The sequence below is a fragment of the Sphingobium xanthum genome, assembly GCF_019737615.1.
GTDB lineage: Bacteria > Pseudomonadota > Alphaproteobacteria > Sphingomonadales > Sphingomonadaceae > Sphingobium > Sphingobium xanthum.
In genome coordinates this window covers 120,587-142,605 of record NZ_JAHKKS010000004.1, presented here as the reverse complement: position 1 = coordinate 142,605, position 22,019 = coordinate 120,587, and the positions used below count along the sequence as shown (strand labels likewise).

General features: G+C 65.7%; 24 protein-coding genes, 1 tRNA gene and 1 pseudogene. 17 read left to right on the top strand and 9 right to left on the bottom strand.

All coding sequences use genetic code 11. The annotated features are described in order from the left end of the window. Window positions 1–74: 74 nt before the first annotated feature. On the bottom strand, window positions 75–1,628 hold the full coding sequence (locus KM135_RS09085; RefSeq protein WP_246605866.1) for a vWA domain-containing protein: 1,554 nt from the start codon (window positions 1,626–1,628) through the stop codon (window positions 75–77). Between the two features lie 160 nt (window positions 1,629–1,788). Here KM135_RS09085 and KM135_RS09080 point away from each other — a divergent pair, with 160 nt between their 5' ends. Further along, window positions 1,789–2,319, top strand: a complete 531-nt coding sequence (locus KM135_RS09080; RefSeq protein WP_221713685.1) for a hypothetical protein — start codon at window positions 1,789–1,791, stop codon at window positions 2,317–2,319. On the opposite strand, the gene dprA is transcribed toward KM135_RS09080, so the two are convergent. Then, on the bottom strand, window positions 2,320–3,408 hold the full coding sequence (dprA, locus tag KM135_RS09075) for a DNA-processing protein DprA (protein ID WP_221713684.1): 1,089 nt from the start codon (window positions 3,406–3,408) through the stop codon (window positions 2,320–2,322). Then, on the bottom strand, window positions 3,405–4,049 hold the full coding sequence (plsY, locus tag KM135_RS09070) for a glycerol-3-phosphate 1-O-acyltransferase PlsY (RefSeq protein WP_425517021.1): 645 nt from the start codon (window positions 4,047–4,049) through the stop codon (window positions 3,405–3,407). Before plsY ends, dprA begins: the two co-directional genes overlap by 4 nt. Window positions 4,050–4,153: 104 nt before the next feature. Between plsY and KM135_RS09065 the strand changes: the two genes are divergently transcribed. Beyond that, window positions 4,154–4,909, top strand: coding sequence for a ParA family protein (locus KM135_RS09065; protein ID WP_221713683.1), 756 nt, complete (start codon window positions 4,154–4,156; stop codon window positions 4,907–4,909). Window positions 4,910–4,915: 6 nt separating this feature from the next. On the opposite strand, the gene KM135_RS09060 is transcribed toward KM135_RS09065, so the two are convergent. Both KM135_RS09060 and KM135_RS09055 read right to left on the bottom strand, forming a co-directional pair. After that, window positions 4,916–7,210 (bottom strand): putative bifunctional diguanylate cyclase/phosphodiesterase, encoded by a 2,295-nt coding sequence (locus KM135_RS09060; RefSeq protein ID WP_221713682.1) that lies wholly within the window; start codon window positions 7,208–7,210, stop codon window positions 4,916–4,918. Between the two features lie 137 nt (window positions 7,211–7,347). Then, complete coding sequence (locus tag KM135_RS09055; protein WP_221713681.1) at window positions 7,348–9,066, bottom strand: fatty acyl-AMP ligase; 1,719 nt, start codon at window positions 9,064–9,066, stop codon at window positions 7,348–7,350. Window positions 9,067–9,214: 148 nt separating this feature from the next. Here KM135_RS09055 and KM135_RS09050 point away from each other — a divergent pair, with 148 nt between their 5' ends. From KM135_RS09050 to KM135_RS09035, 4 genes and pseudogenes are all read left to right on the top strand, one after another. After that, window positions 9,215–9,772, top strand: coding sequence for a regulatory protein RecX (locus KM135_RS09050; RefSeq protein ID WP_221713680.1), 558 nt, complete (start codon window positions 9,215–9,217; stop codon window positions 9,770–9,772). 8 nt (window positions 9,773–9,780) lie between these two features. Further along, entirely contained in the window at window positions 9,781–10,332 is a 552-nt protein-coding gene (locus tag KM135_RS09045) for a DUF192 domain-containing protein (RefSeq protein WP_246605865.1), read from the top strand. A 70-nt stretch (window positions 10,333–10,402) separates the two neighbouring features. Next, complete coding sequence (locus KM135_RS09040; protein WP_221713679.1) at window positions 10,403–10,798, top strand: NADH:ubiquinone oxidoreductase subunit NDUFA12; 396 nt, start codon at window positions 10,403–10,405, stop codon at window positions 10,796–10,798. 173 nt (window positions 10,799–10,971) lie between these two features. Further along, window positions 10,972–11,208: pseudogene (locus KM135_RS09035) on the top strand (DUF2155 domain-containing protein); the annotation flags it as partial. A 35-nt stretch (window positions 11,209–11,243) separates the two neighbouring features. Here the strand turns inward: KM135_RS09035 and aat are convergent. After that, window positions 11,244–11,984, bottom strand: coding sequence for a leucyl/phenylalanyl-tRNA--protein transferase (aat, locus tag KM135_RS09030; protein WP_221713678.1), 741 nt, complete (start codon window positions 11,982–11,984; stop codon window positions 11,244–11,246). A 101-nt stretch (window positions 11,985–12,085) separates the two neighbouring features. Between aat and KM135_RS09025 the strand changes: the two genes are divergently transcribed. The 4 genes from KM135_RS09025 to nusG all read left to right on the top strand — a co-directional run bounded on the left by KM135_RS09025 (window position 12,086) and on the right by nusG (window position 13,859). After that, complete coding sequence (locus KM135_RS09025) at window positions 12,086–12,787, top strand: alpha/beta fold hydrolase (protein WP_221713677.1); 702 nt, start codon at window positions 12,086–12,088, stop codon at window positions 12,785–12,787. A gap of 68 nt (window positions 12,788–12,855) precedes the next feature. Next, window positions 12,856–12,931 (top strand) — tRNA-Trp (locus KM135_RS09020). Window positions 12,932–13,075: 144 nt separating this feature from the next. Beyond that, entirely contained in the window at window positions 13,076–13,285 is a 210-nt protein-coding gene (gene secE / locus KM135_RS09015) for a preprotein translocase subunit SecE (protein WP_221713676.1), read from the top strand. A 37-nt stretch (window positions 13,286–13,322) separates the two neighbouring features. Then, window positions 13,323–13,859, top strand: a complete 537-nt coding sequence (nusG, locus tag KM135_RS09010) for a transcription termination/antitermination protein NusG (RefSeq protein ID WP_221713675.1) — start codon at window positions 13,323–13,325, stop codon at window positions 13,857–13,859. An 84-nt stretch (window positions 13,860–13,943) separates the two neighbouring features. On the opposite strand, the gene KM135_RS09005 is transcribed toward nusG, so the two are convergent. After that, a complete protein-coding gene (locus KM135_RS09005; protein WP_221713674.1) occupies window positions 13,944–14,717 on the bottom strand; it encodes a TSUP family transporter in 774 nt (257 codons plus the stop codon). 143 nt (window positions 14,718–14,860) lie between these two features. Between KM135_RS09005 and KM135_RS09000 the strand changes: the two genes are divergently transcribed. The 3 genes from KM135_RS09000 (at window position 14,861) to KM135_RS08990 (ending at window position 17,495) form a co-directional block, all read left to right on the top strand. Beyond that, window positions 14,861–16,228 (top strand): MFS transporter, encoded by a 1,368-nt coding sequence (locus KM135_RS09000; protein WP_221713673.1) that lies wholly within the window; start codon window positions 14,861–14,863, stop codon window positions 16,226–16,228. An 84-nt stretch (window positions 16,229–16,312) separates the two neighbouring features. Further along, on the top strand, window positions 16,313–17,008 hold the full coding sequence (locus KM135_RS08995) for an HPP family protein (RefSeq protein WP_221713672.1): 696 nt from the start codon (window positions 16,313–16,315) through the stop codon (window positions 17,006–17,008). Between the two features lies 1 nt (window position 17,009). Then, window positions 17,010–17,495, top strand: a complete 486-nt coding sequence (locus KM135_RS08990; RefSeq protein WP_221713671.1) for a RidA family protein — start codon at window positions 17,010–17,012, stop codon at window positions 17,493–17,495. A 13-nt stretch (window positions 17,496–17,508) separates the two neighbouring features. On the opposite strand, the gene KM135_RS08985 is transcribed toward KM135_RS08990, so the two are convergent. Then, window positions 17,509–18,192, bottom strand: a complete 684-nt coding sequence (locus KM135_RS08985; protein WP_221713670.1) for a GNAT family N-acetyltransferase — start codon at window positions 18,190–18,192, stop codon at window positions 17,509–17,511. After that, complete coding sequence (locus tag KM135_RS08980; RefSeq protein WP_221713669.1) at window positions 18,185–18,700, bottom strand: MarR family winged helix-turn-helix transcriptional regulator; 516 nt, start codon at window positions 18,698–18,700, stop codon at window positions 18,185–18,187. The genes KM135_RS08985 and KM135_RS08980 overlap by 8 nt, the downstream gene beginning before the upstream one ends. Window positions 18,701–19,065: 365 nt before the next feature. Between KM135_RS08980 and rplK the strand changes: the two genes are divergently transcribed. The 4 genes from rplK (at window position 19,066) to KM135_RS08960 (ending at window position 22,003) form a co-directional block, all read left to right on the top strand. Next, window positions 19,066–19,497: a 50S ribosomal protein L11 gene (gene rplK, locus KM135_RS08975; RefSeq protein WP_221713668.1), complete on the top strand. Its 432-nt coding sequence runs from the start codon at window positions 19,066–19,068 to the stop codon at window positions 19,495–19,497. Window positions 19,498–19,500: 3 nt separating this feature from the next. Beyond that, complete coding sequence (gene rplA, locus KM135_RS08970; RefSeq protein WP_221713667.1) at window positions 19,501–20,199, top strand: 50S ribosomal protein L1; 699 nt, start codon at window positions 19,501–19,503, stop codon at window positions 20,197–20,199. A 203-nt stretch (window positions 20,200–20,402) separates the two neighbouring features. Continuing rightward, a complete protein-coding gene (locus KM135_RS08965; protein WP_221713666.1) occupies window positions 20,403–21,389 on the top strand; it encodes a hypothetical protein in 987 nt (328 codons plus the stop codon). Window positions 21,390–21,481: 92 nt separating this feature from the next. Beyond that, window positions 21,482–22,003 carry a retropepsin-like aspartic protease family protein gene (locus KM135_RS08960; protein ID WP_221713665.1) on the top strand — a complete coding sequence of 174 codons (522 nt, stop codon included), beginning with the start codon at window positions 21,482–21,484 and terminating at the stop codon, window positions 22,001–22,003. Window positions 22,004–22,019: the final 16 nt, after the last annotated feature.

Here is a 22,019-nt window from a genome sequence, read left to right as displayed (position 1 = left end):
GGGGCTCCGTAACTTTCCTCACGTGTACGCGCGAGTGTGGAAAGCTTCGGATCGGTTGGTCAAGGGGGGCGACGCTACTCGTTCGCCGCAAAATCCCTCGGCAGCACGCAGCGGCCGGCATCATACTCGCCCACGGTGCGGATGATCTCGGCCTTGTCCGGCTCGATGCGGCGGCCGCTGATCTGGCTGTCGATCACGCGGCGCAGCAGCGCGTCGAGGCGCGTCACGAGGTAGCAATCGACGGCCGGCGGGGCGTGCGGGTTGCCGACGCCGCTGTCGTCCGTCAGGAACAGGTATCTCGACTGGGTGAGCGCGGCCATGGCGCGCATCGCATATTCGGCGGTGTCGGCCACGCCGGACGCTGCCACCGGCGTGATCTGGATGCGCTTCTCGCGCGCTACGCGGGCGGCGAGCCAGGTGCGGCCGACGCGATTGTCATGCGGCGGGGCATCGGCGACGAGCAGCAGCGACTTGGCGGCGTCCGGCCGCCAGTCCGCTCCGACGGCGCGGATCAGGGCCTGGTCCATCGCCTCGGGATAATCGCCGCCGCCGGTCGCATATTGCTGGCCGAGCGCGCTCTGAATGCGCGCCATGCGGGCATCGAAGGGCACGCTGTGGGTCACATAATCGTCGCCCTCGTCCCGGTAGAAGACGAAGCCGACGCGGATATCGAGCTGCTGGTGGCGGCGCACAAGCGAGTCGACGACGGCGCGAAGCTCGGTCTGGAGGAAGCGCAGTTCGTCCTGCATGCTCCCGGTCGTATCGACGACCAGCATGAGATCGAGCTTGCGCACGCCAATGCCGCCGCGGTCAGCCAGGAGCGTGACCTGCTGGCCGCCGGAGCGGGGATCGATCTGGACGGTGCGCGTGCCGCCGAGCGACGAGCCGGCCTTGCTGGCCGAAATGCTGACATTGGGGCTGAGGCGATCGACGCCCGGGAAGAAGACGGCGCGACCATCGGCGAGCGTCGCGACCTTGAGGCTGTTGCCGTCGCTGCAGGTGAGGCGCACTTCGGCAAAGGGCACGGGGCGGCCGCTGCCGTCCTTTACCTCGACCGTCAGCACCGAGCGCGTATCGACCACCGGCAGATCGCGGATCGCCTGACCCAGATCGGACGCCTTCACATAGCGGGCATAAAGCTCGGGATTGAGCAGGTCGTCATGCTCGCCGGCGGTGAGCAGGCCGGCCTGCGGATAAGGCTGCGGGCGGCGGGGCGGATATATGGAGGTGGTGGCGACCCGCGAGTCCTCGCGGGCGGTCTTACTGGCGCCGCCCGGGGCGCGCGAAGCCGTGACGACGACGCCGTCGGTCTCTCCCGCGGAGGCAGAAGATAAGGCGGATGGAGACGGCGGCGGTGGTGGTGCAGGCGGCGGCTCCATGGCGAGCGAAGGCATTGCCCTTTCGCCGTCGCGCGCCGCCATCACACGGCGCGTGCGCTCGGACTGTTGCTGCTGCACCCAGTGGGTTTCGTTCGCGAGTTGCGGCAGCGGCGGCGCATTGACGCAGAAACCATCGGCGCGCGGTGGGCGTGCCTGTGACCATGTCTCGGGCTGCGCGATCGCGCTCGGCGGCGCGGTCAACAGAACGGACATGACGGCAAACGAGCTGATCGACGATTTCAGAGACATCCCACTCTCCCTACTTCCATGTGACAACATATCATAAAGCGAGACTGAACGCTGCGTGAATTGGCGGGGGCGCCGACATCTTCTTTGCGACGTCCCTGGCTTGGGGTAGTCAGAAGCATCACATCGGCCGGGGGGATATATGCGAAGCATCCAAGCAGCGATGGTTCTGGCAATCATGGCCTGCGCGCCGGCAGAGGCGGCGGAGCGCCTGCTCTACACGGCAGAACCGGGCTTCGTGGTCGGCTTTCGGGCGGCCAATGCCAATGAGGCGATCGAGGAATGGGTGCCCAAGGGCGAGACCGTGCAGAACTGGACGCGGATGCTGACGTTCCAGCGCTTCCCCGGTCTGGTCCAGCGCGGGCGGACCGGGCCGGAGTTGCTGGACTTCATTGCAGGGCGGATCGCCTCGGTCTGTCCGGGCGCGAAGACGACGGCAATTGCCCGCAGCATCGTGCTTGGCCGCGAAACGGCGACATTGACCACGCGCTGCCCGCGCAATCCGGCGACGGGCAAGCCGGAGACGACTTTCTACCGCGCGATCACGGCGTCAAGCGACGTCCATGTCGCGCAAGTGGCGTTCCGCAGCGTGCCCGATGCTGCGGCGGAGAAGAAGGCGCGCGACTATCTCGCGAGCGTCGTCCTATGCGGCAATGCGCCAAGCGATGCGCAGCCGATCTGCAAGGCGAAATGATCAGGCGAGGCTGACGCGGCCGCCGGCATGGCGCTGCAGACGGCCGGCGATCTCCAGCTCTAGCAAGGCAGTCTGCACGAGCGCGGGCGGGACGCCGGAGAGGCGCACCAGCTCATCCACCGCGACCGGGCTGAGGCTCAACAGGCCGACCACGCGCTCCCGCTCGGTTTCGCCGAGATCGGCCGGCGGCTCGCCCGCATAAGGCGCACGCGGCGAGCGCACGGCGCGGGGATCGAGCGCGCCGATCGCCTCGACGATATCGGCCGCGCTCTGCACCAAAGTCGCGCCGTCGCGGATGAGGCTGTTGCAGCCCTGCGCGCGGGGATCCGCCGGGAAACCCGGGATGGCCATGACTTCCCGCCCTTCCTCGCCCGCCAGGCGCGCGGTCAGCAGCGATCCCGAGCGGGGCGCCGCCTCGATCACGACGGTGCCGAGGCTCATCCAGGCGATGATGCGGTTGCGCGCCGGGAAATGGCGGGCCAGCGGTTCGGCGCCGGGCGGCAATTCGGTGATGAGCAGGCCCTCGTCGCAGATGCGGCCCTGAAGCTCGGCATTTTCGGGCGGGAAATGGACGTCGATGCCCGAGCCGATGACGGCGATCGTGGAGCCGGTGCCCGCGCCCATATGCGCGGCGGTGTCGATGCCCCGCGCCAGCCCCGAGACGACGACGATGTCCGCCTCGGCCAGTTCATGCGCGAGGCCACGGGCGAAGCGGATCGCTGCGGCGGAGGCATTGCGCGCGCCGACCATCGCGACGCAGCGGCGGGCAGCGAGAGCCGTGTCGCCACGCAGGATCAAGGCCGGCGGCGCGGCTTCGGCCTGTGCGAGGACCGGCGGGTAATCGGGATCGCCGAGGAAGCAGTAGCGCGCGCCGAGTTGCTCCACGCGCTTCGCTTCGGTCTCGACGGTGCGCGGGTCCGCCGGGCGGAAGGTTCGGCCGCCGCCCTTTGAGGCGAGTTCCGGCAGGGCTTCCAGCGCCTGTCCGGCACTGCCGAAGCGCAGGAGAATCTGACGAAACGCGACGGGGCCAACATGCGCCGTCCGGATCAGCCGGAGCTTGTCGAAGCGCTCGCCTGACAGGTTACTCATGCGTGGCGGGACGATCCGACGCGGGGCTCCTCGCCCTTCAGCAGGCGCGCGATGTTCGGGCGATGGCGCCACAGCACGATGAGCGCCATGATGCCGAGCGCGGCGGCCAGATCGGGCCGGCCGGTCGCCAGTGCTGCGAGAGGCGCGCTGGTCGCGGCGCTCATGCCGCTGACCGAGCTGATCCGGAACAGCGCGAGCCCGCCCAGCCAGACGGCTGCGAAGATCAAGCCGACAATCCAGCTCAGCGCCAGCGCGACGCCGAGCATCGTCGCGACGCCCTTGCCACCCTTGAAGCGCAGCCAGACCGGGAAGCAATGGCCGATGAAGGCGAACAGACCGGCGATCGCCGCGCCTTCGCCCGGCAGGATCTGCGCGCCGACCCAGACCGCCAGCGCACCCTTGGCGGCGTCCAGCAGCAAGGTCGCCGCTGCCAGTCCCTTGCGACCGGTGCGAAGAACGTTGGTGGCGCCGATATTGCCCGAGCCGATCGCGCGGAGGTCGCCCGCGCCGGCAAGCCGGGTCAGGATGATGCCGAAGGGGATCGACCCCAGAAGATAGCCGACCAACGCCACCAGCGCGGTCATCTGCCAGCCTTCCAAAACCCGTCCTCCCTGAGCGATGCACACCTTGTTGCGCGGCATGGCCCCGCCTTGCAAGCGGGATCGTCACCGGCATCGCCCGAGCGATCCCGACCGAGATGCGCAATTTGCTCGCGCCTGTCACCAAAGTGACGCAAACTCGCCCCATGGCGAAGACCAGCAAACCAGACATGAAAACGATCGCGGTCTACAGCCTCAAGGGGGGCGTCGGAAAATCGACCTTCGCCGTCAACCTGGCGTGGGCGTCGGCGACGCTGTCTGCGCGCCGCACCTTGCTGTGGGATCTCGACCCGCAGGCCGCTGCGACCTTCATGCTCGCACCCGAGGCCGAAGCACGTGACGCGGCGCGCGCCGTCTTCTCGCGCAATGTCGAGCCGACCGATCTTTGCCGACCGACCGCCATCGCCAATCTCGATCTGCTGGCCGCGGACACCTCGCTGCACGGCCTCGAGCGGCTGTTGTTCGAACTCGGCAAGAAGAAGCGCCTCTCCAAGCTGCTCGAGGGTCTCGACAAGGTCTATGACCGCATCGTGCTCGATTGCCCGCCCGGCCTCACCGAGACGGCCGAACAGGTGCTGCATGCCGCCGACATCCTCGTCGTGCCCGTCGTCCCCTCGCCGCTCGCGCGCAAGTCGCTCGACGATCTGGTCGCGACGCTGGTGCGGCGCGGCGGCAAGCATCCGCCGATCCTGCCGATCTTCTCGATGGTCGATCGTCGCCGCAAGCTGCATGCCGCCGCGCTGGAGACGCACAGCGACTGGCCGTATGTGGGCTATGCCAGCATCGTCGAGCAGATGGGCGTCCGCCGCTTGCCGCTCGGCGCCTTCGCCCCGCAGAGCGCGCCGGCGTCCCAGTTCGCAGCGATCTGGTCGGCGATCGAGCGCCGCCTCAGCAAGGACTGAACCCGGTCAGGCGACCTGGCTGCTGTTATCCCCGAACAGCGCGTGGGCATCCGCCGCCGGCATTGGGCGGCCGAAATAGTAGCCCTGGATCTTGCTGCAGCCGAGCGCGCGGATGAGGTCATATTCCGCCTCGGTCTCGACGCCCTCCGCCGTGGTCTCCATGTCCAGGCTCTGCGCCATGGCGACGACCGCATTGATGATAGCGATGCTCTCGCGCTGGTTGCGCGCCGCCCCGGTGACGAAACTGCGGTCGATCTTGATCGTGTTGAAGCGCGTGCGCGAAAGATAGCCGAGCGAGGAATATCCGGTGCCGAAATCGTCAAGCGAGAGGCGGACGCCGAGCTTGATCAATTTTTCCAGCAACTGGGCAACGCCGGTGCCTTCCCGCAGGAAAATGCTCTCCGTGACTTCCAGCTCCAGCCGGTTGGCCGCCAGCCCGCCATGTGCGAGTGCCGACACCACCGTGTCGAGGAATTCCGGATCGTAGAGCTGCTCGACCGAGACGTTGACCGAGATGCTGACATCCTCGGGCCATTGCGACGCCTCCCGGCAGGCCGTGCGCAGCACCCAGTTTCCGATCGGTGCGATCAGGCGCGCATCCTCGGCGACGGGAATGAACTTGGCGGGCGAGATCGGCCCGAGCGCGGGATGCGTCCAGCGCACCAGCGCCTCGAAGCCCGAGACCTCCGTAGTGTGCGCCGCAACGATCGGCTGAAACAACAGATGAAGCTCATCACGCGCCAGCGCGTCGCGCAGCGCGACTTCGAGCAGGCGCCGTTCCTCGGCATCGGCATGCATGGAGGGCGCATAGCGCAAATGCTTGCCGCGCCCGGCTTCTTTGGCGCGATACATGGCGAGATCGGCGCTGCGGATCAGCGTCTCGGCATCGCTGCCGTCCTGCGGCGCCGACGAGGACCCGACGCTGGCGCCGATGAACAGGGTGTGATTATCGACCAGATAAGGCTGCGAGACAGCCTCTATGATCGCAGTTGCCAGCTGATCGATGTACAGCGGCTCGGGCACATCGCGAATGACCACGGCAAATTCGTCGCCGCCCAGGCGCCCGCAAATTTCGTTGGCCGAGCAGACTTTCCGCAAGCGCTCGGCCACTTGCGCGAGCAGCTGGTCGCCCACCAGATGGCCAAGCGTGTCGTTGACCGACTTGAAGCGATCGAGATCGATCATGAGGAAAGCGCAGCGACGGTTCCACTGCGCCACCTGCTCGATCACGCTCGACAGCTCGCCGGTCAGATGCAGGCGGTTCGGCAAATTGGTCAGCATGTCGTAGCGGGCCATCTGCGAAATCCGCTCCGACGATTCCTTCTGGACGGTGATGTCCGAACCGACGCCCCGAAAGCCGAGGAACGCGCCCTTCTCGTCGATACGCGGCGACGCCGAAATCTCCCACCAGCGCTGCTGGCCGCTGACGAAGACCGGCAGGACGAGGTCGGAAAAGGGAACGCGATCCTTGAGCTTTTCGGCCAGCACATGGAGCGCGGGATCGAACTTGCCGCCTTCCCAGCTCGGGCCGGCCAGCACCTGAAGAATGGAGCGCCCTTCCAGATCCTCCGCGTTCGTGCCGAGCATGCGCGCGAAGGAGGGGGAGACGCCGGTCAGGCGCCGCGCAATGTCAGTCTGCCAAAGGGAGTCCGACGCATCCACATCATGCTCCCGCAGAAGTAGGCTGACGACTTCGCGCTTTTCCGCCAGAAGCTTGTTGGTCGTCAGCTGGATGCCGAAGAGATGCGCCTGACGCAGGCTCGCGCCGAGCAGCAGCATGGCATAGGTCGTCACGACCGCGGCCAGCAATGGATCGGCATGTTTGAGCATCATCCAGATCGCGCCACCGCCAATGGTCACGATGAAGCCGACCGCCGAAAGCGGAGTGGACTGATACGCAATGGCCACGGCCGCCATCAGGCAGCAGGCAATGGTCCAGAGCGTCACGATTTCGGAAGCATGCGCCTCTCGCGAGAACATCACCATTGCCATGAGCCAGACCGCGCCCTGCAGAAACGACCAGGCGCCATGCCTGAGCAGGACGCCACGGGTCACCGTCGCATAGTCGGACGCGATATTGGCCCAGCGCATGCGCATGGACGGCGCATGGGCAAGCGCCATGAGCGTCGTCCAGAGAACCAGCATCCACGCGGGGAGATGGCCGGCGAAGCGGAAATCGACCAGGAAAACGGAAATCGCCGCCAGTGTCACGCACAGGTTCAGCATGCGGTCCGACGCGCGCAGCTGGCTGCCGTGAACGAACTCGACATGCTCGCCCGGCAGCCGCTGCAAACCGGTCATCACGGTAAGCGGCAGCGTCTCAGGAAGGGGCGTTGCCCGATGAGTCTGAGGCGTGGGGCGATTTATCACTCATCGCACATAAGATGGTTGAGGTTATCAACCCGTAAGCAACGGACGAACTTCTTGGCCGTTTTCCCTCAAGCCGCGATATCGTAAGGAATAATTTCCCCTTCGAGATACAGCTTGCGCGCCTTGGAGCGGCTGAGCTTGCCCGAGCTGGTGCGCGGCAGCGAGCGCGGCGGGACCAGCTCGACGACGCAGTTCATGCCGGTAATCGAGCGGACGCGCTCGCGAATGTCGTCGCGAAGCCTGGCGCGCTCCTCATTGTCCGACACGCGGCAGTGAACGAGCACTGCGGGGGCTTCCTCGCCGCCTGGCGTCGTGATCGAGAAGGCGGCGATGTCGCCCTGCTTGAAGCCGGGCAGCTGCTCCACGGCCCACTCGATATCCTGCGGCCAGTGATTCTTGCCGTTGATGATGATCATGTCCTTGGCGCGGCCGACAATGTAGAGATAGCCGTCGGACAGATAGCCCATGTCGCCGGTGTCGAGCCAACCGTCGACCATACAGGCATCGGTCGCTTCCTGATCGCGGAAATAGCCGACCATGAGGCTTGGGCCGGTCGTCCAGACCTTGCCGATGGTCTTTTCCTGCAGGATCGCGCCGAAATCGTCGCGGATCTCGACAGTCATCCCCATGACCGGCTTGCCGCAATTGACGATGGCGCGGTAGCGCTGCGGACGGTCCTGCGGCGCGTTGCCGCCGCTAAGCTCGGTTTCCTCGACCAGCTCGACGATGATCCCCTCGCCCGGCGGCATGATCGTGACCGCCAGGGTCGTCTCGGCAAGGCCGTAGCTCGGCAGGAACGCCTTGGGCGAGAAGCCCGCTTCGGCAAAGGCATCGACGAAGCTCTGCATCACGTCGGGGCGGATCATGTCCGCGCCATTGCCGGCAACACGCCAGCGTGACAGATCGAAACGATCGGACGCGCGCGTCTGGCTGGACATGCGGCGGGCGCAGATGTCGTAACCGAAGGTCGGCGAATAGCTGAGCGTGGTGCCGTCATGACGCGAGATCATGTCCAGCCAGGCCAGCGGGCGGCGAGCGAAATCCTCGGTCTTGAGATAATCGGTCGAGACCTGATTAGCGACTGGCGAGAGGAAGCAGCCGACCAGGCCCATGTCGTGATACCAAGGCAGCCAGCTGATGCAGCGATCCGACATGACGAGCTGCATCGCATTGCTGTGCGCGGCGAGATTGCTGAGCAGCGCAGCGTGCGTGACGGCGACGCCATGCGGGAAGCGGGTCGATCCGCTCGAATATTGCAGATAGCAGATGTCGTCGCTCGAGGCCTGCGGCAGCGCGCAAGGCGCGGCCTCGACGCCGAGGAAATCCTCGAAGCTCATCGGCTCGACATCGCGGCGGCGCGCAGCTTCGCTCGCCATTTCTTCCAGCTCGGCGGGATAGAGGAACAGCAGCGGGTCGCAGCTCGACAGCTGGACGACCAGCTGGTCGATATAGCTTTCCTTGCCGCCGAAGCTGGTCGGCAGCGGCAGCGGCACCGGCCAGGCGCCGGCATAGACGATGCCGAAGAAGAGCTGCGCGAATTCGGCGCCGGTTTCGGCCACCAGGGCGATCCGGTCCAGCGGCTTGATGCCGCGCGCGATCAGCCGGTGCGCGCAGGCGATCGCGTCGTCGCGCATCTCGCTGAAGGGATAAGGCCGCGCGAGATTGCCGCGCGCATCGTGGAAATTGAGGCCGCGCACACCCTGGGCGGCATAATCCATCGCCTCTCCCAAAGTGCCGAAATCCGCAAAACGTCGCGCAAGCCGATCTTCCGTCGGTGTTGCAAACATCAAATGACCCTTCTTATTCGCCTTTTCCGTCCGAAACCGAGGCGCTGCGGCTGTAGGCGTGCATTGCGCTCTGTCGTCCGGAAGCCGCATCCACGTCGGGCCCGGTTTTCTTTGCTTCTTCCGGGCGGGGTCCTTTAAGACAGGGACTATGGCACAAAAATGGCGCACGCATTCGTCAGGGCAAAAAACCGCGCCCCGGCCGATCGATGCCGAAGGGCTGGAAAATCTGGCGCTGGGTTATGTCGGCCGCTTCGCCACCAGCCGCGCCAAGCTGATTGCCTATCTGCGGCGCAAGTTGCGCGAGCGCGAATGGACCGGTGAAAGACCGCCCGATGTCGAGGCAATCGCCGACCGGCTGGTCACATTGCGTTACGTCGATGACGAGGCCTTTGCCACGATGAAGTCCGGCGCGATGCAGCGGCGCGGACTAGGACGCCGCCGGATCGAGGAAACCTTGCGGCAGGATGGCATTTCCGAAGAGTTCTCCGACAACGCGGCACCGGATGCGATGGAGCGCTGGGAAGCGGCGCATCGGCTTGCGCGGCGCAAGCGGATCGGGCCCTTCGCCAACGTCGTGCCCGATCGGCCCACACGCGAGAAGCAACTGGCGACCTTTCTGCGGGCCGGGCATGACCTCGACCTTGCGCGGCGCTGGGTGGATTCGCCACCGGGCGATCTGCCGCCCTCGCCGGACGAACAGGAGTGACTGTCCGCATGATTTCCCGTTTCGCAATGAGCGCCTGCGGCGCTGCGCTGCTTCTCGCCATGCCCGGCTGCAAAGGCACGAGTGAACCAGCGGCAAACAGCGCGAACCAGGCGGAGACCGAGCCTGCCCAGAGCGGCACCGTTCCGCTGCGCATCCGCACCGCAGGCGACAAGGTTCACAGCTTCACCGTCGAGCTCGCCGTCGACGATCAGGCGCAGCAGCAGGGCCTCATGGGCCGGAAAGCGCTGCCGGACGATGGCGGCATGATCTTCCCCTTTCCCTATCCGCAGGTCGCATCCTTCTGGATGAAGGACACGCCCCTCCCGCTCGACCTGCTCTTCATTCGCCCGGACGGGACGATCGCGGCAATATTGGAAGGCAAGCCCAACGATCTGCATCCGATCTCGGCGGGCGAGAGCGTCTCGGCCGTGCTGGAAATCGCGCGCGGGCGCGCCGAGGCGCTCGGCATCGCGCCGGGCGACCGCGTCGAGTGGGGCGACTGCGCGTCGCCCGCGCCCGCCGCCAATGCCTGGCGGGCGGATCGCTTCTGCCCGCAATGAGCGACGAGCTTGGCGGCAGGCCATTTCGGCGGTTGCCAATCCCCCGTGCGGCGGGCTAAGCGCTGGCCCCATGGGCATCGTCAAGAACATCTTCACATGGTGGGAAGGCTCGACCTTCGGAACCTGGCTCAACACCGCGCGCAACGGCACGCGGGTCGGCGAGGATCATCAGGGCAATGTCTATTATGAAGGCGGCACCGACCCCAATGGGCTGACCCGCCGCTTCGTGATCTACAAGGGCGCTAACGACGCAAGCCGCGTGCCGGCCGAATGGCATGGCTGGCTGCATCACACGATCGAAGGCACCCCCGAGAGCCACCTGCCCCCGCCGCGCATCTGGGAAGCGGACTATACGCCCAACCAGACCGGCACGCCCAATGCTTATCGCCCGTCCGGCGCGATCGAGGCCGGCGGCAAGCGTCAGATGGCCACGGGCGACTACGAAGCCTGGAACCCCGATACGTGAGCCAGGCCCGGTCCGCCAAGCCGGGCCGGTGGCTGCTCCCGCTCGGTCTCACTGCCCTGCTCGCTGCCTGCGGAGGCCCTGAAGCCGCGCAGAATGCCAGCAATGCCGCGCAGGAAGAGCGCACGCGCGACCAGTCGCCGATCCGCGTCGAAAATGGCCTGCCCGGCACACCGATGGCCGAGCGCGTCGCGCAGATCGGCCTGCTCAACAAGCGCAACGGCATCACCCGCACGCTGACGCTCAAGCCCGGCGAGGCGCTGCGCGTCGGCGGCGCGGTCGTGCGGCTGCGCGCCTGCGAGACAACGGCGCCCTGGGAAATGGACCGCGAAACCGGCGCCTTCGTCCAGCTCGATGTGCTGGAAAGCCGCGACGACAAATGGCACCGCGCTTTCTCCGGCTGGCTGTTCAAGGAACGGCCGGACCGCAATGTCGTCCAGCACCCGATCTACGACGTCTGGGTGACCAGCTGTGCAATGACGTGGCCGGAAACTGGTCCTGAAACGGTGCGCGTCGCCGAACGCGGCGGACGCGCCTCCTCTGCGGCGGCGTCAGGCGGCAACTCATCGAGTGCCAAGAACGAACCTGTGACGGCAACGCCTCCCTCGGCCAGCGCAGCGCCCAGCAGCACGGAATAATCCTCCGAACTGATTTCGATCGCGCCGAGCGATGCGAGATGCTCCGTCATGAACTGACAATCGAGCAAGGTGAAACCGCCGACCAGCAGCCGCGCGACCAGCCACGCCATCGCGACCTTCGAGGCATCGGTCATACGGCTGAACATGCTCTCGCCGAAAAAGGCTCGGCCGAGCGCCAGCCCGTAGAGCCCGCCGACCAGTTGCCGCTCTTCTCCCTGACCGAACCAGACCTCGACGCTGTGCGCGAGGCCACTCCGGTGCAGGCGCCGGAAAGCCTCCTCGATATCGTGGTTGATCCAGGTCGTCGGGCGGTCCTGCGCACTCTCGGCACAGAGCGCGATCACCCGGTCGAACGCGGTGTCCGCCGTCACCTCGAACCGGTCCGAGCGGATCACCTTGCGCAGCGATCTGGACAGGTGGAAACCGTTCAGCGGCAGGATCGCGCGGCGTTCCGGCTCCACCCAGAAGACCGATTGCGCCGTCCGGTCGTCCGCCATCGGGAACAGCCCCACGGCATAGGCGCGCAGCAGGATCGGCAAGTCGATCGACATCGAGGCAAATCTAGCAGCGTGAATGAAACTTGTCGTGGACAGACTGGATGTCGAAACGCGGGCGCCGTAATCGAGGGCCGATCGCGGGTCAAAAGGAGAGAATGATGGCGACGTTCGTGCTGGTTCATGGGGCCTGGTTCGGCAGCTGGTGCTACGACACGCTGGCGCGCGAACTGCGCGGCGCGGGCCATGATGTGTTCGTCCCCTCGCTCACCGGCCTCGGCGAGCGCTCGCATCTGGCGCATGGCGGGATCACGCTCACCGACCATATCAACGACGTAATCGGCGTTATCGATTGCGAGCATCTGAGCGACTTCATCCTCGTGGGCCACAGCTATGGCGGCATGGTGATCACCGGCGTCGCGGCGCAGCGCGGCAGCAGGATCCGCTCGATCATCTATCTCGACGCCTTCCTGCCGCAGGACGGGCAGATGCTGTGGGACATCGTCGACGATGTGACGCGCGGCCTCTACATCGAGAATCAGCGCGGCACGCCCGGCCTCATCCAGCCAATCTTCCCGGTGCCCACGACGCGCGCCGGCAAGCCGGTGGGCAAGATCGCTGGGCACCCGCTGCTCACCCTGCTCGAGCCGGCGAAGCTCGGCGGCGAGGAAAACGCGATCCGGCACCGCACCTATGTGTTCGCAAGCGCCAGCCCGCTCGGCAGTTTCGCGCAGTTTCGCGCGCGCTGCGCGGCAGATCCCGCCTGGGAAGTGCATGATCTGCCGACCGGCCATCTCATGTGGGACGACGACCTCGCCGGCGTGCGCGACATCCTCCTGGATCGGGCCGCGCGCGACTGAGGCGGAAAGCGAAGCTCGCGCTTGCGCCCTGCCCCGCCCCGCGTTAAGGGCAGCGCCTTCGCCGGCACAGGGGTGTAGCTCAGCTGGTAGAGCGTCGGTCTCCAAAACCGAATGTCGTAGGTTCGAATCCTATCGCCCCTGCCAAACACTTGCCGACAGGTGCGCCAGCGCCTAGATGCAGGGCCGGTTACGAAACCAAGCGGCGGACTGGCCGGGGGAAAGTCTCCGGGTGCGGTCCGCTTTCTCGTGTTTCGAAGACATTGGTTTTTTAAAGAGAGCGAACCGAGCGTGGCGAAAACGTCCCCGAGCGAATTCTTCAACCAGGTGAAAGCCGAAGCCAGCAAGATCGTCTGGCCGACCTCGCGCGAGACGATGATGACGACCGTGATGGTGGTGATCATGACCGCGACGCTGGGCATCTTCTTCTTCGGCATCGACACCTTCTTCGGCTGGGTCGTGCGCATGCTGCTGAGCCTCGCGGCCGGCACTGCCAACTGACGCCGCTCTGACGCGAATAACGAGGACAATTACGACAATGGCGCGCTGGTACATCATCCACGCTTACTCGGGCTTCGAGAACAAGGTCCGCGACTCCATCATGGCCGAAGCCGATCGCATGGGCCTCGCCCAGTTGATCGAGCAGGTCGAGGTGCCCACCGAGACCGTGACCGAAGTGAAGCGCGGCAAGAAGGTGCAGGTCGAACGGAAGAACATGCCGGGCTATGTGCTCGCCAAGCTCAGCATGAACGACGACATCTACCACCTCATCAAGAACACGCCGAAGGTGACGGGCTTCCTCGGATCGATGGGCAAGCCGCAGCCGATCAGCGAGAGCGAAGCGCAGCGCTTCTTCAGCTCGCGCGAGGAAGCCGCGACCCAGCCGCGCCACAAGGTCAGCGTCGACTACGAGATCGGCGACAGCGTCAAGGTGATGAGCGGGCCGTTCGCGAGTTTCATCGGCACCGTCGAGGAGCTGGATTTCGAGAAGAGCCGCGTGAAGGTCTCGGTCTCGATCTTCGGCCGCGCGACGCCGGTCGAGCTCGATTTCGAGGAAGTCGAGCTCTCCAAGTAATTGGAAGAACAGGACATCAAGGGCCGCCGGTCGCAGGATCGGCGGCCTTTTTCGTGCGCCTAGAAGGTCGTAGACGCCGCGCCCCTAGAACAGCTGCCGCAGGGGATTAGCCGGATCGGCCAGCAGCTTCACCGTGAGCGCGATCGACATGACGACCAGCAGCGGGCGGACGCCGCGGCCGTTGAAGCGCATGGCAAGCATGGCGCCAACCTGTGCGCCCATGACATTCGCCACCGCCATGGCGAGGCCGAGCAGCCAGATCACCTGACCGCCGGCGATCATCGTGATGAGGGCGGCGATGTTGGTCGAGAGATTGAGCATCTTCGTCGTCGCAATCGCCCGAATGAGGCCGAGGCCGCCAAGCGCCACGAGGGCGGTCGTGAAGAAGGAGCCGGTGCCGGGGCCGAAGAAGCCGTCATAAAAACCGATCACCGCCATGACGCCGCTGAGGCCGGCAAGGCCGAGCAGGCTATGGCGATCGAGATCGCTCATCGGCGGCGCGAGCAGGAAATAGAGCGCCATGGCGATGAGCAACACGGGCACGAGGACGCCCAGAAAGCCGGAATCGACGAGCTGCACCACGATAGCGCCGCCGACCGACCCGACAAAGGCAGCGGCGGTGGGGACGGCGAACCGGCGCACATCGACATGGCCCGCGCGCAGATAAGCCGCGAAGGCCGATGCCGTGCCGAAGCTGCTCTGGAGCTTGTTGGTCGCGATGGCGGAGACGGGCGGGATGCCGGCTGCCATCAGCGCGGGAATGGTCAGCAGGCCGCCACCGCCGGCCATGGCGTCGATCGTTCCGGCGATGAAGGCGACAGCGGCTAGAAGCGCGATGATATCGGCAGTGAGTTCCATCGGGGGCGGATAGGCGCAGGAGCCTGTGAGGGAAAGTGCCTGATTGGCGTAGAGCGCCTTCCCACTTGCGGACGGTGTCAAGCTGGATCAAAACGCAATCGTTGCCTTGCGAATGAATCAGGCACGCCGGAGAGAGACCAATCATGGCCAGCGCGCCCAGAACCATCGACGTCGCCAGCTTCATCGACGGGAACAAGCTGCGCCCGTTCAACTACAAGCTCATCATCCTCTCCTGGTTCGTCACCGTGTTCGACGGTTTCGACATGCAGATGATCAGCTTCACGGCGCCGTATATGCGCGAGGAGCTGGGTCTGGACAAATTCCAGCTCGGCAATGTGTTCTCGGCGGCGCTGATCGGCGCGATGCTGGGCGGGTTCGCCCTCTCCTATCTCGGCGACCGGATCGGGCGGCGATCGGTCATCGTCTGGTCGGCCTTCGCCTTCGCGATCCTGACCGCCGCGACCGCGCTGGCGCGCAGCTATGAGGCGTTGCTGGTGCTGCGCTTCCTCGACGGCTTCGCGATCGGCGGGATGCTGCCGCTCGCCTGGGCGCTGAACATCGAATATGTGCCCAAGAAGATGCGCTCCAGTGTCGTGACGATCATCATGATCGGCTACAGCCTCGGCGCCGCGATCGCCGGGCCGGTCACCGTCTGGCTGGCGCCGCATTATGGCTGGGAAGGCGTGTTCGTCTTCGGCGGTGTCGGCACCCTGTTCTGCGCGGTCGCCCTATGGTTCTGGCTCCCGGAATCGGTGCGCTTCCTCGCCAGCAAGCAGCGCGAGCCCGAGATGACGGCGAAGATCCTCAACAAGATCGACCCTGCGCTCGGCGCGACGCCGCAGGACCGCTTCATCCTGGCGGACGAGGCCCCGGACCAGAGCAATTTCACGCTCGGCAAGCTCTTCCAGGGCGATCTCAAATGGCTGACGCTGCTGCTCTGGATCGCCTATATCGGCAGCTCGCTCGCCATCTATTTCAAGGCGAGCTGGAGCCCCATCATCTATGAAGAGATGCAATTCTCACGCGAGACGGCGGCCTGGGTTTCCTCGGCCTCCGGCCTGATGGGCGCGGCCTTCGGCCTGCTGCTCATGCGCTTCACGGATCGCTTCGGGCCATATGCCGTGGCGGTCTATCCCGCGATCGCGTTCCCGACCCTCGCCTATATCGGCCTCGTGCCGATGTCGAACGAGGCCTTCCTGATCCTTTCGCTCGTCTCGACCAGCTTCGTGGGCGGCGCGCATTTCGGCATGCACTCGATCGCGGGCATCTTCTACAGCAGCGCCATCCGCGCGAACGGCACCGGCTGGGCAACCTCCATCGCCAAGATCGGTGCGATTGCTGGCCCGGTGATCGGTGCCATCATTCTGAGCAGCGGCATGCCGATCGTGCGCAGCTTCGCGATCCTCGCCATCTGCCCGGCGCTGATGGTGATCTGCATCACGGGCATCGGCCTCATCGCCTCGCGCCGCAGCAAGGGCGCACCGTTGGCGAAGGCGGTGCCGGCGGAGTAGCGCGCCGCTAAAGTGCTGCTTGGCCCCGCGCATGAATTTGCCGCATCGCCTTTTACGCTCATGCTCGCGAAAGGGCGGGCGGGCATGAGACACTGGGCTATCTTCCGACCGATCCTGGCGGGAGCAGAATTGCTTCCACGCCTTCTTGCGGTCATCGGCGCAACCCTCGGCGTGGCGCTGACCTTCTTCATCTGCATGCAGTTCCCGATCGCGAGCGGCGATCTGCCGATCGTCGTCGCGCCCATCGGCGCGTCGGCAGTGCTCGCCTTCGCCGTACCGGCAAGCCCGCTGGCGCAGCCCTGGTCGGTGGTCGGCGGCAATGTGCTCTCGACTCTCGTCGGCGTGGCGGCGGCACGCTATCTGCCGGATGCGGGTCTCGCGGCCGGCGTGGCGGTCGGCGGGGCGATCCTCGTGATGACGCTCTTTCGCTGCCTTCATCCGCCGGGCGGGGCGGCGGCGCTGACCGCGGTCATCGGGAGCCAGAGCGTCCACGCGGCGGGCTATGCCTTTGCTTTCGCGCCGGTCGCGATCAACTCGATCGCGCTGGTCAGCCTCGCCATGTTCTTCCACCGCATGACCGGGCACAGCTATCCGCACCAGCCGCTCGCCCCGCCGCAGCAGATCGACGCGATGCGCGAAGCGGCCGGCTTCCACATCGAGGATATCGACCGGGCACTCGCCGACATGCACGAAAGCTTCGACATCAGCCGGGCGGACCTTGACCTTCTGCTCTCGCAAGCCGAGCTTCATGCTCTGGAGCGGCGCAAACGGGGGCAGTGACATGGCGCGGATCGAAGCACGGCTGGCGGAGCTTGGTATCACCCTTCCCGCGCCGCTCACCCTGCCGCCCGGCATGGCCTTGCCCTTCCCCTGGGTGAATGTGCGCGGCGACCGGGCCTATATTTCGGGCCATGGGCCGCAGCAAAGCGATGGCTCGGGCGCGGGGCCATTCGGCGCGGTCGGCGGGTCGGTCACGGTCGAGCAGGCTTATGGTTCGGCGCGGAAAGTGGCGCTCTCGATGCTCGGCAGCCTCAAGCGGGAGCTGGGCGATCTCGACCGGATCATCGGCTGGTGCCGGGTGCATGGCATGATCAACTGCGTGCCGAGCTTCACACAGACGCCGGCAGTGATGAACGGCTTTACCGATCTCATCCTCGACGTGTTCGGTGCCGAGATCGGGCAGCATGCGCGCACGGCCGTGGGTGTCTGCGGGCTGCCTATGGACTTTCCGGTCGAGATTGAGGCGGAAGTGACGATCAGGAGCTAGAGCTACATCCGGCTCAGACTGCCCTACGGAACATCGTCACCGTCATGACCTGCCGGACTTCGAAGCCGAGCTTCCCGTAAAGGGCAAGCGCGGCATGATTATCGGCATAGGCGTGAAGGAACGGCGTGAGGCCGGCACCCACCACCGTCGCCATGGCCTTGCGGCAGACGATCTCGCCGAGGCCGCGGCCGCGGAAATCGGGATGGACGCAGACCGCGCTGACCTCGCCATAGCCCGGCATGCGCATGCGCTCGCCCGCCATGGCGGCAAGGCGGCCATCGATGCGGATGCCCCAGAAGGTGCCGAGCTCATGCGTGCGGGCGGCGAAGGGGCCGGGTTCGGTGAGCGTCGCGAGGGCCAGCATGTCCGGCGCATCGGTGGCGTTGAGCGGGATCAGGTCGGGATAATCGTAAGGCGCGATCGGGCCGCTCGCCATCAGCTGGACGAGATCCGCGATCTTCTCCGCGACGGTGCCGGGCGGTAACGGATGCGGCTGCGTCTCGATCGTCGCGAGAATGCCCTCATCGGGCACCAGTGCGGCCAGCTCGGCAAGGCCGGCCGCGTCGTGGCTGCGAGCCGCGCAGATCGGGCCGATCTCGGGATGGAAGCGCCAGGCCATATCGCCGCCGACGGCATGATGCGCCTGCAGGCTGGTGAGCGCATTCCAGGCCGGGCGATCGAGCGGATGATCAGCCATTGCGGGCCTGCTCGGCGCGGATGATGCGGGCTTCGAGCGGTTCGGCTGCGAGGCCGTCCTCGATGGCGCCGAGATGCTTCAGCAAATCTGTCTCCTCTGCCGCGCATAGCTGCGCGACGGCGGTATCGACAGCGGGGAAGAAGCCCTCAGCCAGATCGGCCATCAGCACTTGCGCCGTGTCGGTCAGCGCATAGCAGCGCTGGCGCTTGTCCCGCCCGGCAGTAGCGCGGCCGACGAGACCTTCCGCTTCCAGCGCGGCAATGGCGCGGCTGACGCCCGGCTGACTGACGCCGATCCGCTCGCTGAGCGCACCGATGGTCAGCGGACCGGCCTCTTCCAGTGCCCAGAGCATCGTGAGCTGCGCAGGCTGCACGTCATGGCCGCGCGCCAACAGCAGCTGCGCGACGCCGCTCTGCATCCGCTCGCCAAGACGCTTCAAGCGGCTGCCGAGGCAAAGATAGCCAAGGCGCGTGATGAGATCCGGGGACGACTCGATTGCGATATCCATATCGCGTTATATATCATGGCATCCAGTTTTGCGCCAAGCGTTCATCTCCCCTCCTGTTCGGAGGAGGGGTTAAGGGGGTGGTGGCGATGCGCAGCATCGCTCGCGAAGCGAACAAGCGCGAGGGTGAAGCACCACCCCAACCCCTCCTCTGAAGAGGAGGGGCAAAGGGGGGGCAGCTGCTCTGCTCGCTCTCAAACAAGCCCCCTTCCCTTTTCGTCGATCCGCCGCTATAGGCCCGCGCTTCCCGGACCCCTTTCAGGTGTCACAGGGAGCCAATGCGGGAGGAGCACCCTCGGGTGCTCCGCTTGACCGCTTAGCTTGAACCGGACGCGGCGCTTCGCTTCGTCCTCTACAGAGTGAGACACATGGCCAAGAAGATTACGGGCTATATCAAGCTCCAGGTGCCCGCTGGAGCCGCGAATCCTTCCCCGCCGATCGGCCCTGCACTGGGTCAGCGCGGCGTGAACATCATGGAATTCTGCAAGGCGTTCAACGCGGCGACCGAGAAGGAAAACAAGGGCACGCCCTTGCCGACCATCATCACCGTCTACGCCGACCGCAGCTTCTCCTTCATCACGAAGAAGCCGCCGGCAACCTTCCTCATCAAGCAGGCGATGAACCTCAAGTCGGGCTCGAAGGAGCCGGGCAAGATCGTCGCCGGCAAGATCAAGCGCTCGCAGCTCGCCGAGATCGCGGAAGCCAAGATGGCCGACCTCAATGCCAATGACATCGAGGCCGCGACCAAGATCATCGAAGGCAGCGCCCGCGCAATGGGCCTCGAAGTGGTGGAGGGCTAAGACATGGGCAAGATCAGCAAGAAGGCGAAGGCTCTGGCCATCGCGATCGACCGCGAGAAGCTGCACGGCGTCGATGAGGCGATCACCCTCATCAAGAAGAACGCCACCGCCAAGTTCGACGAGACCGTCGAAGTCGCGATGAACCTGGGCGTCGATCCGCGCCATGCCGACCAGATGGTCCGCGGCGTCGTCACGCTCCCGGCCGGCACCGGCAAGGACGTGCGCGTTGCCGTCTTCGCGCGCGGCGACAAGGCCGACCAGGCGACTGCCGCCGGTGCCGAGATCGTTGGCGCCGAAGACCTGCTGGAGAGCATCCAGGCCGGCAACTTCAACTTCGACCGCGTGATCGCGACGCCCGACATGATGGGTCTCGTCGGTCGCCTCGGCAAGGTGCTCGGCCCGAAGGGCATGATGCCGAACCCGAAGCTCGGCACCGTCACGCCGAACGTCGCCGAAGCGGTCAAGGCAGCCAAGGGCGGCCAGATCGAGTTCCGCGTCGAGAAGGCGGGCATCATCCACGCCGGCCTCGGCAAGGCGAGCTTCTCCGACGCCGACCTGCGCAAGAATTTCGATGCGTTCGTCGACGCGATCGTCAAGGCCAAGCCCTCGGGCTCGAAGGGCAAATATGTCCGCAAGATCGCCCTCTCCTCCTCGATGGGGCCGGGCGTGAAGATCGACGTGGCGGAAGTCGCCTCGGCCTGATCTCTTCGGATTATCGAAGCAAGGGAAGATCCCCGTCGCGCCTCGCGCGGCGGGGATTTCTTGTATCCGGCCGGGCAACAGCGCCTCGGTCCGGCGCAAAGTTGTAAAATAGTCGTCGCGTTTCGGAGGCTTGCCGTTGCCCGTCCCGATTTGGGGCGATAAGCAGCAGGAAAATATTGGGGTCCTCCGTGCAGACGCGAAAAGTGGCGGTCGAAAAAGACGCCTATGAGCGGGTTTCCAGCCAGCTGAATCTCGCCGTCAGGCTGCTCGGCTTCTGGATCGCGCTCGTCAGCCTTTTCTTCCTGTTTCAGGCACTGGACTATCGCGGCCTGGTCGGCCGGCTCGCCGAATGGCAGTTCTTGCATTTCGACCGCTACTGGCCGACCCTGACCTTCGTCGCACTGACCGCGCTTTTCTGCCTGCCGCTGATCCTTGCCGTCTGGCTGCTGCGCGTGCGGCAGCGGCGTGACGAGGGGTTCGGGCCCGCCCGCATCGACGATGGGCGCATCATCCGCGGGCGGCTGACCCGGCTACAGGGCTTCTTCGCCGGAGTCGCGGCCGGCAGCCTGCTCGCCGCCATCATCGTGCTTGTCATGCAGTTGCAGCTGCCGATCAACGAAGGCTCGGCGCGCAGCCTCATCCTGGGCACGTCCGACGCGATTGCGCCGGTCGAGGGCGGCGCGGTGATTACGGGCGAAGTGGACCTCTCCGAAGTCGCGCAGTTCAACGAGAATCTGCTGCTGGTGAAGCGCACGCTCTATTTCGCGCCGGTGCGCGGCCCGCGCGACCGGGCGAACGGGGAGCCGCTGCGCTATTTCGTCGAGGTGAAGCGCACCGACGTCAAGGGCCCTTATGACAAGATCAATTTCCCCGAAGGGGAGGACATGGTCCATGTCTGGCGCTTCCGCGTGCCGGGCATCACCTTCACGCCCTATATGAACGGCCTGCTGACCCGCCGCACCCTGCCGGGCGAGATCGAAAATCTCTATCGCTATGCCGGCTATGAGGTGGACGCCGATAACTATGTTCTCTTCAGCTCGCGCGAGCGATTGACCTGGCGCTATTATGTACTGGCGGCGGAATTTGGCATCTCGGCGCTGATTTCGGCAATCCTGGCGTTCGTCTTCGGACGCCGGAAACGGGCCGTAACCCAGCGCGTGCGCGAGGAAGGCGAACTGACCGGCGCCTGACCGCGGCGGCTGTTCGTCGGTCAACATGGTTAAATTTGCGCTAACCCATTAGAACAACCGCATTTTCGGTTGCATGGATCAGAGTCAGGCGCATGGCACGACTCTCTCTCGAACTCGGCAGCATCATGGCGCTCACCGCTTTCACGGCGCTGGTGCTGAGCGCGCCGGCCGTCGGCAACGACGCCACGACACCGGCCGCCAACATCGCCGTGACGGCTGAGACACCTGGCACGGCGACGGCGAGTGCCCTCCCCGGCCGCGTGGTGCGGCGCCACAGCGACGGGCTGTTCTATGTCGAGGCGCAGGCCAACGGCCAAGTTATCCGCTTCGTCGTCGATACAGGCGCGACGGTCGTCGTGCTCAACCGGGAAGATGCCGAGAAGCTCGGCATGCCGTTCGACTCCCTCGTCAGCAAAGGCAGCATGCGCACCGTGGGTGGGTCGTCCGACATGCGCTGGGCGCGCATCGAGCGGCTCGACATGGCCGGCAAGCGGATCGAGAAGATCCATGCCGCCGTCGTCGACAAGGGCCTGCCGGTCTCGCTGATGGGCCAGAATGCGCTGGAGCAGCTCGGCACCGTCACGCTGCGCGGCGACACGATGACCATTCACTGACAGGTTGGAGGCTTGC

Bases quoted from the DNA above. Each gene is read 5' to 3' on its own strand.
- KM135_RS09085 (WP_246605866.1), bottom strand. From the start codon at position 1,628: ATGTCTCTGAAATCGTCGATCAGCTCGTTTGCCGTCATGTCCGTTCTG.
- KM135_RS09080 (WP_221713685.1), top strand. From the start codon at position 1,789: ATGGTTCTGGCAATCATGGCCTGCGCGCCGGCAGAGGCGGCGGAGCGC.
- dprA (WP_221713684.1), bottom strand. From the start codon at position 3,408: ATGAGTAACCTGTCAGGCGAGCGCTTCGACAAGCTCCGGCTGATCCGG.
- plsY (WP_425517021.1), bottom strand. From the start codon at position 4,049: ATGCCGCGCAACAAGGTGTGCATCGCTCAGGGAGGACGGGTTTTGGAA.
- KM135_RS09065 (WP_221713683.1), top strand. From the start codon at position 4,154: ATGGCGAAGACCAGCAAACCAGACATGAAAACGATCGCGGTCTACAGC.
- KM135_RS09060 (WP_221713682.1), bottom strand. From the start codon at position 7,210: ATGACCGGTTTGCAGCGGCTGCCGGGCGAGCATGTCGAGTTCGTTCAC.
- KM135_RS09055 (WP_221713681.1), bottom strand. From the start codon at position 9,066: ATGTTTGCAACACCGACGGAAGATCGGCTTGCGCGACGTTTTGCGGAT.
- KM135_RS09050 (WP_221713680.1), top strand. From the start codon at position 9,215: ATGGCACAAAAATGGCGCACGCATTCGTCAGGGCAAAAAACCGCGCCC.
- KM135_RS09045 (WP_246605865.1), top strand. From the start codon at position 9,781: ATGATTTCCCGTTTCGCAATGAGCGCCTGCGGCGCTGCGCTGCTTCTC.
- KM135_RS09040 (WP_221713679.1), top strand. From the start codon at position 10,403: ATGGGCATCGTCAAGAACATCTTCACATGGTGGGAAGGCTCGACCTTC.
- aat (WP_221713678.1), bottom strand. From the start codon at position 11,984: ATGTCGATCGACTTGCCGATCCTGCTGCGCGCCTATGCCGTGGGGCTG.
- KM135_RS09025 (WP_221713677.1), top strand. From the start codon at position 12,086: ATGATGGCGACGTTCGTGCTGGTTCATGGGGCCTGGTTCGGCAGCTGG.
- nusG (WP_221713675.1), top strand. From the start codon at position 13,323: ATGGCGCGCTGGTACATCATCCACGCTTACTCGGGCTTCGAGAACAAG.
- KM135_RS09005 (WP_221713674.1), bottom strand. From the start codon at position 14,717: ATGGAACTCACTGCCGATATCATCGCGCTTCTAGCCGCTGTCGCCTTC.
- KM135_RS09000 (WP_221713673.1), top strand. From the start codon at position 14,861: ATGGCCAGCGCGCCCAGAACCATCGACGTCGCCAGCTTCATCGACGGG.
- KM135_RS08995 (WP_221713672.1), top strand. From the start codon at position 16,313: ATGAGACACTGGGCTATCTTCCGACCGATCCTGGCGGGAGCAGAATTG.
- KM135_RS08990 (WP_221713671.1), top strand. From the start codon at position 17,010: ATGGCGCGGATCGAAGCACGGCTGGCGGAGCTTGGTATCACCCTTCCC.
- KM135_RS08985 (WP_221713670.1), bottom strand. From the start codon at position 18,192: ATGGCTGATCATCCGCTCGATCGCCCGGCCTGGAATGCGCTCACCAGC.
- KM135_RS08980 (WP_221713669.1), bottom strand. From the start codon at position 18,700: ATGGATATCGCAATCGAGTCGTCCCCGGATCTCATCACGCGCCTTGGC.
- rplK (WP_221713668.1), top strand. From the start codon at position 19,066: ATGGCCAAGAAGATTACGGGCTATATCAAGCTCCAGGTGCCCGCTGGA.
- rplA (WP_221713667.1), top strand. From the start codon at position 19,501: ATGGGCAAGATCAGCAAGAAGGCGAAGGCTCTGGCCATCGCGATCGAC.
- KM135_RS08960 (WP_221713665.1), top strand. From the start codon at position 21,482: ATGGCACGACTCTCTCTCGAACTCGGCAGCATCATGGCGCTCACCGCT.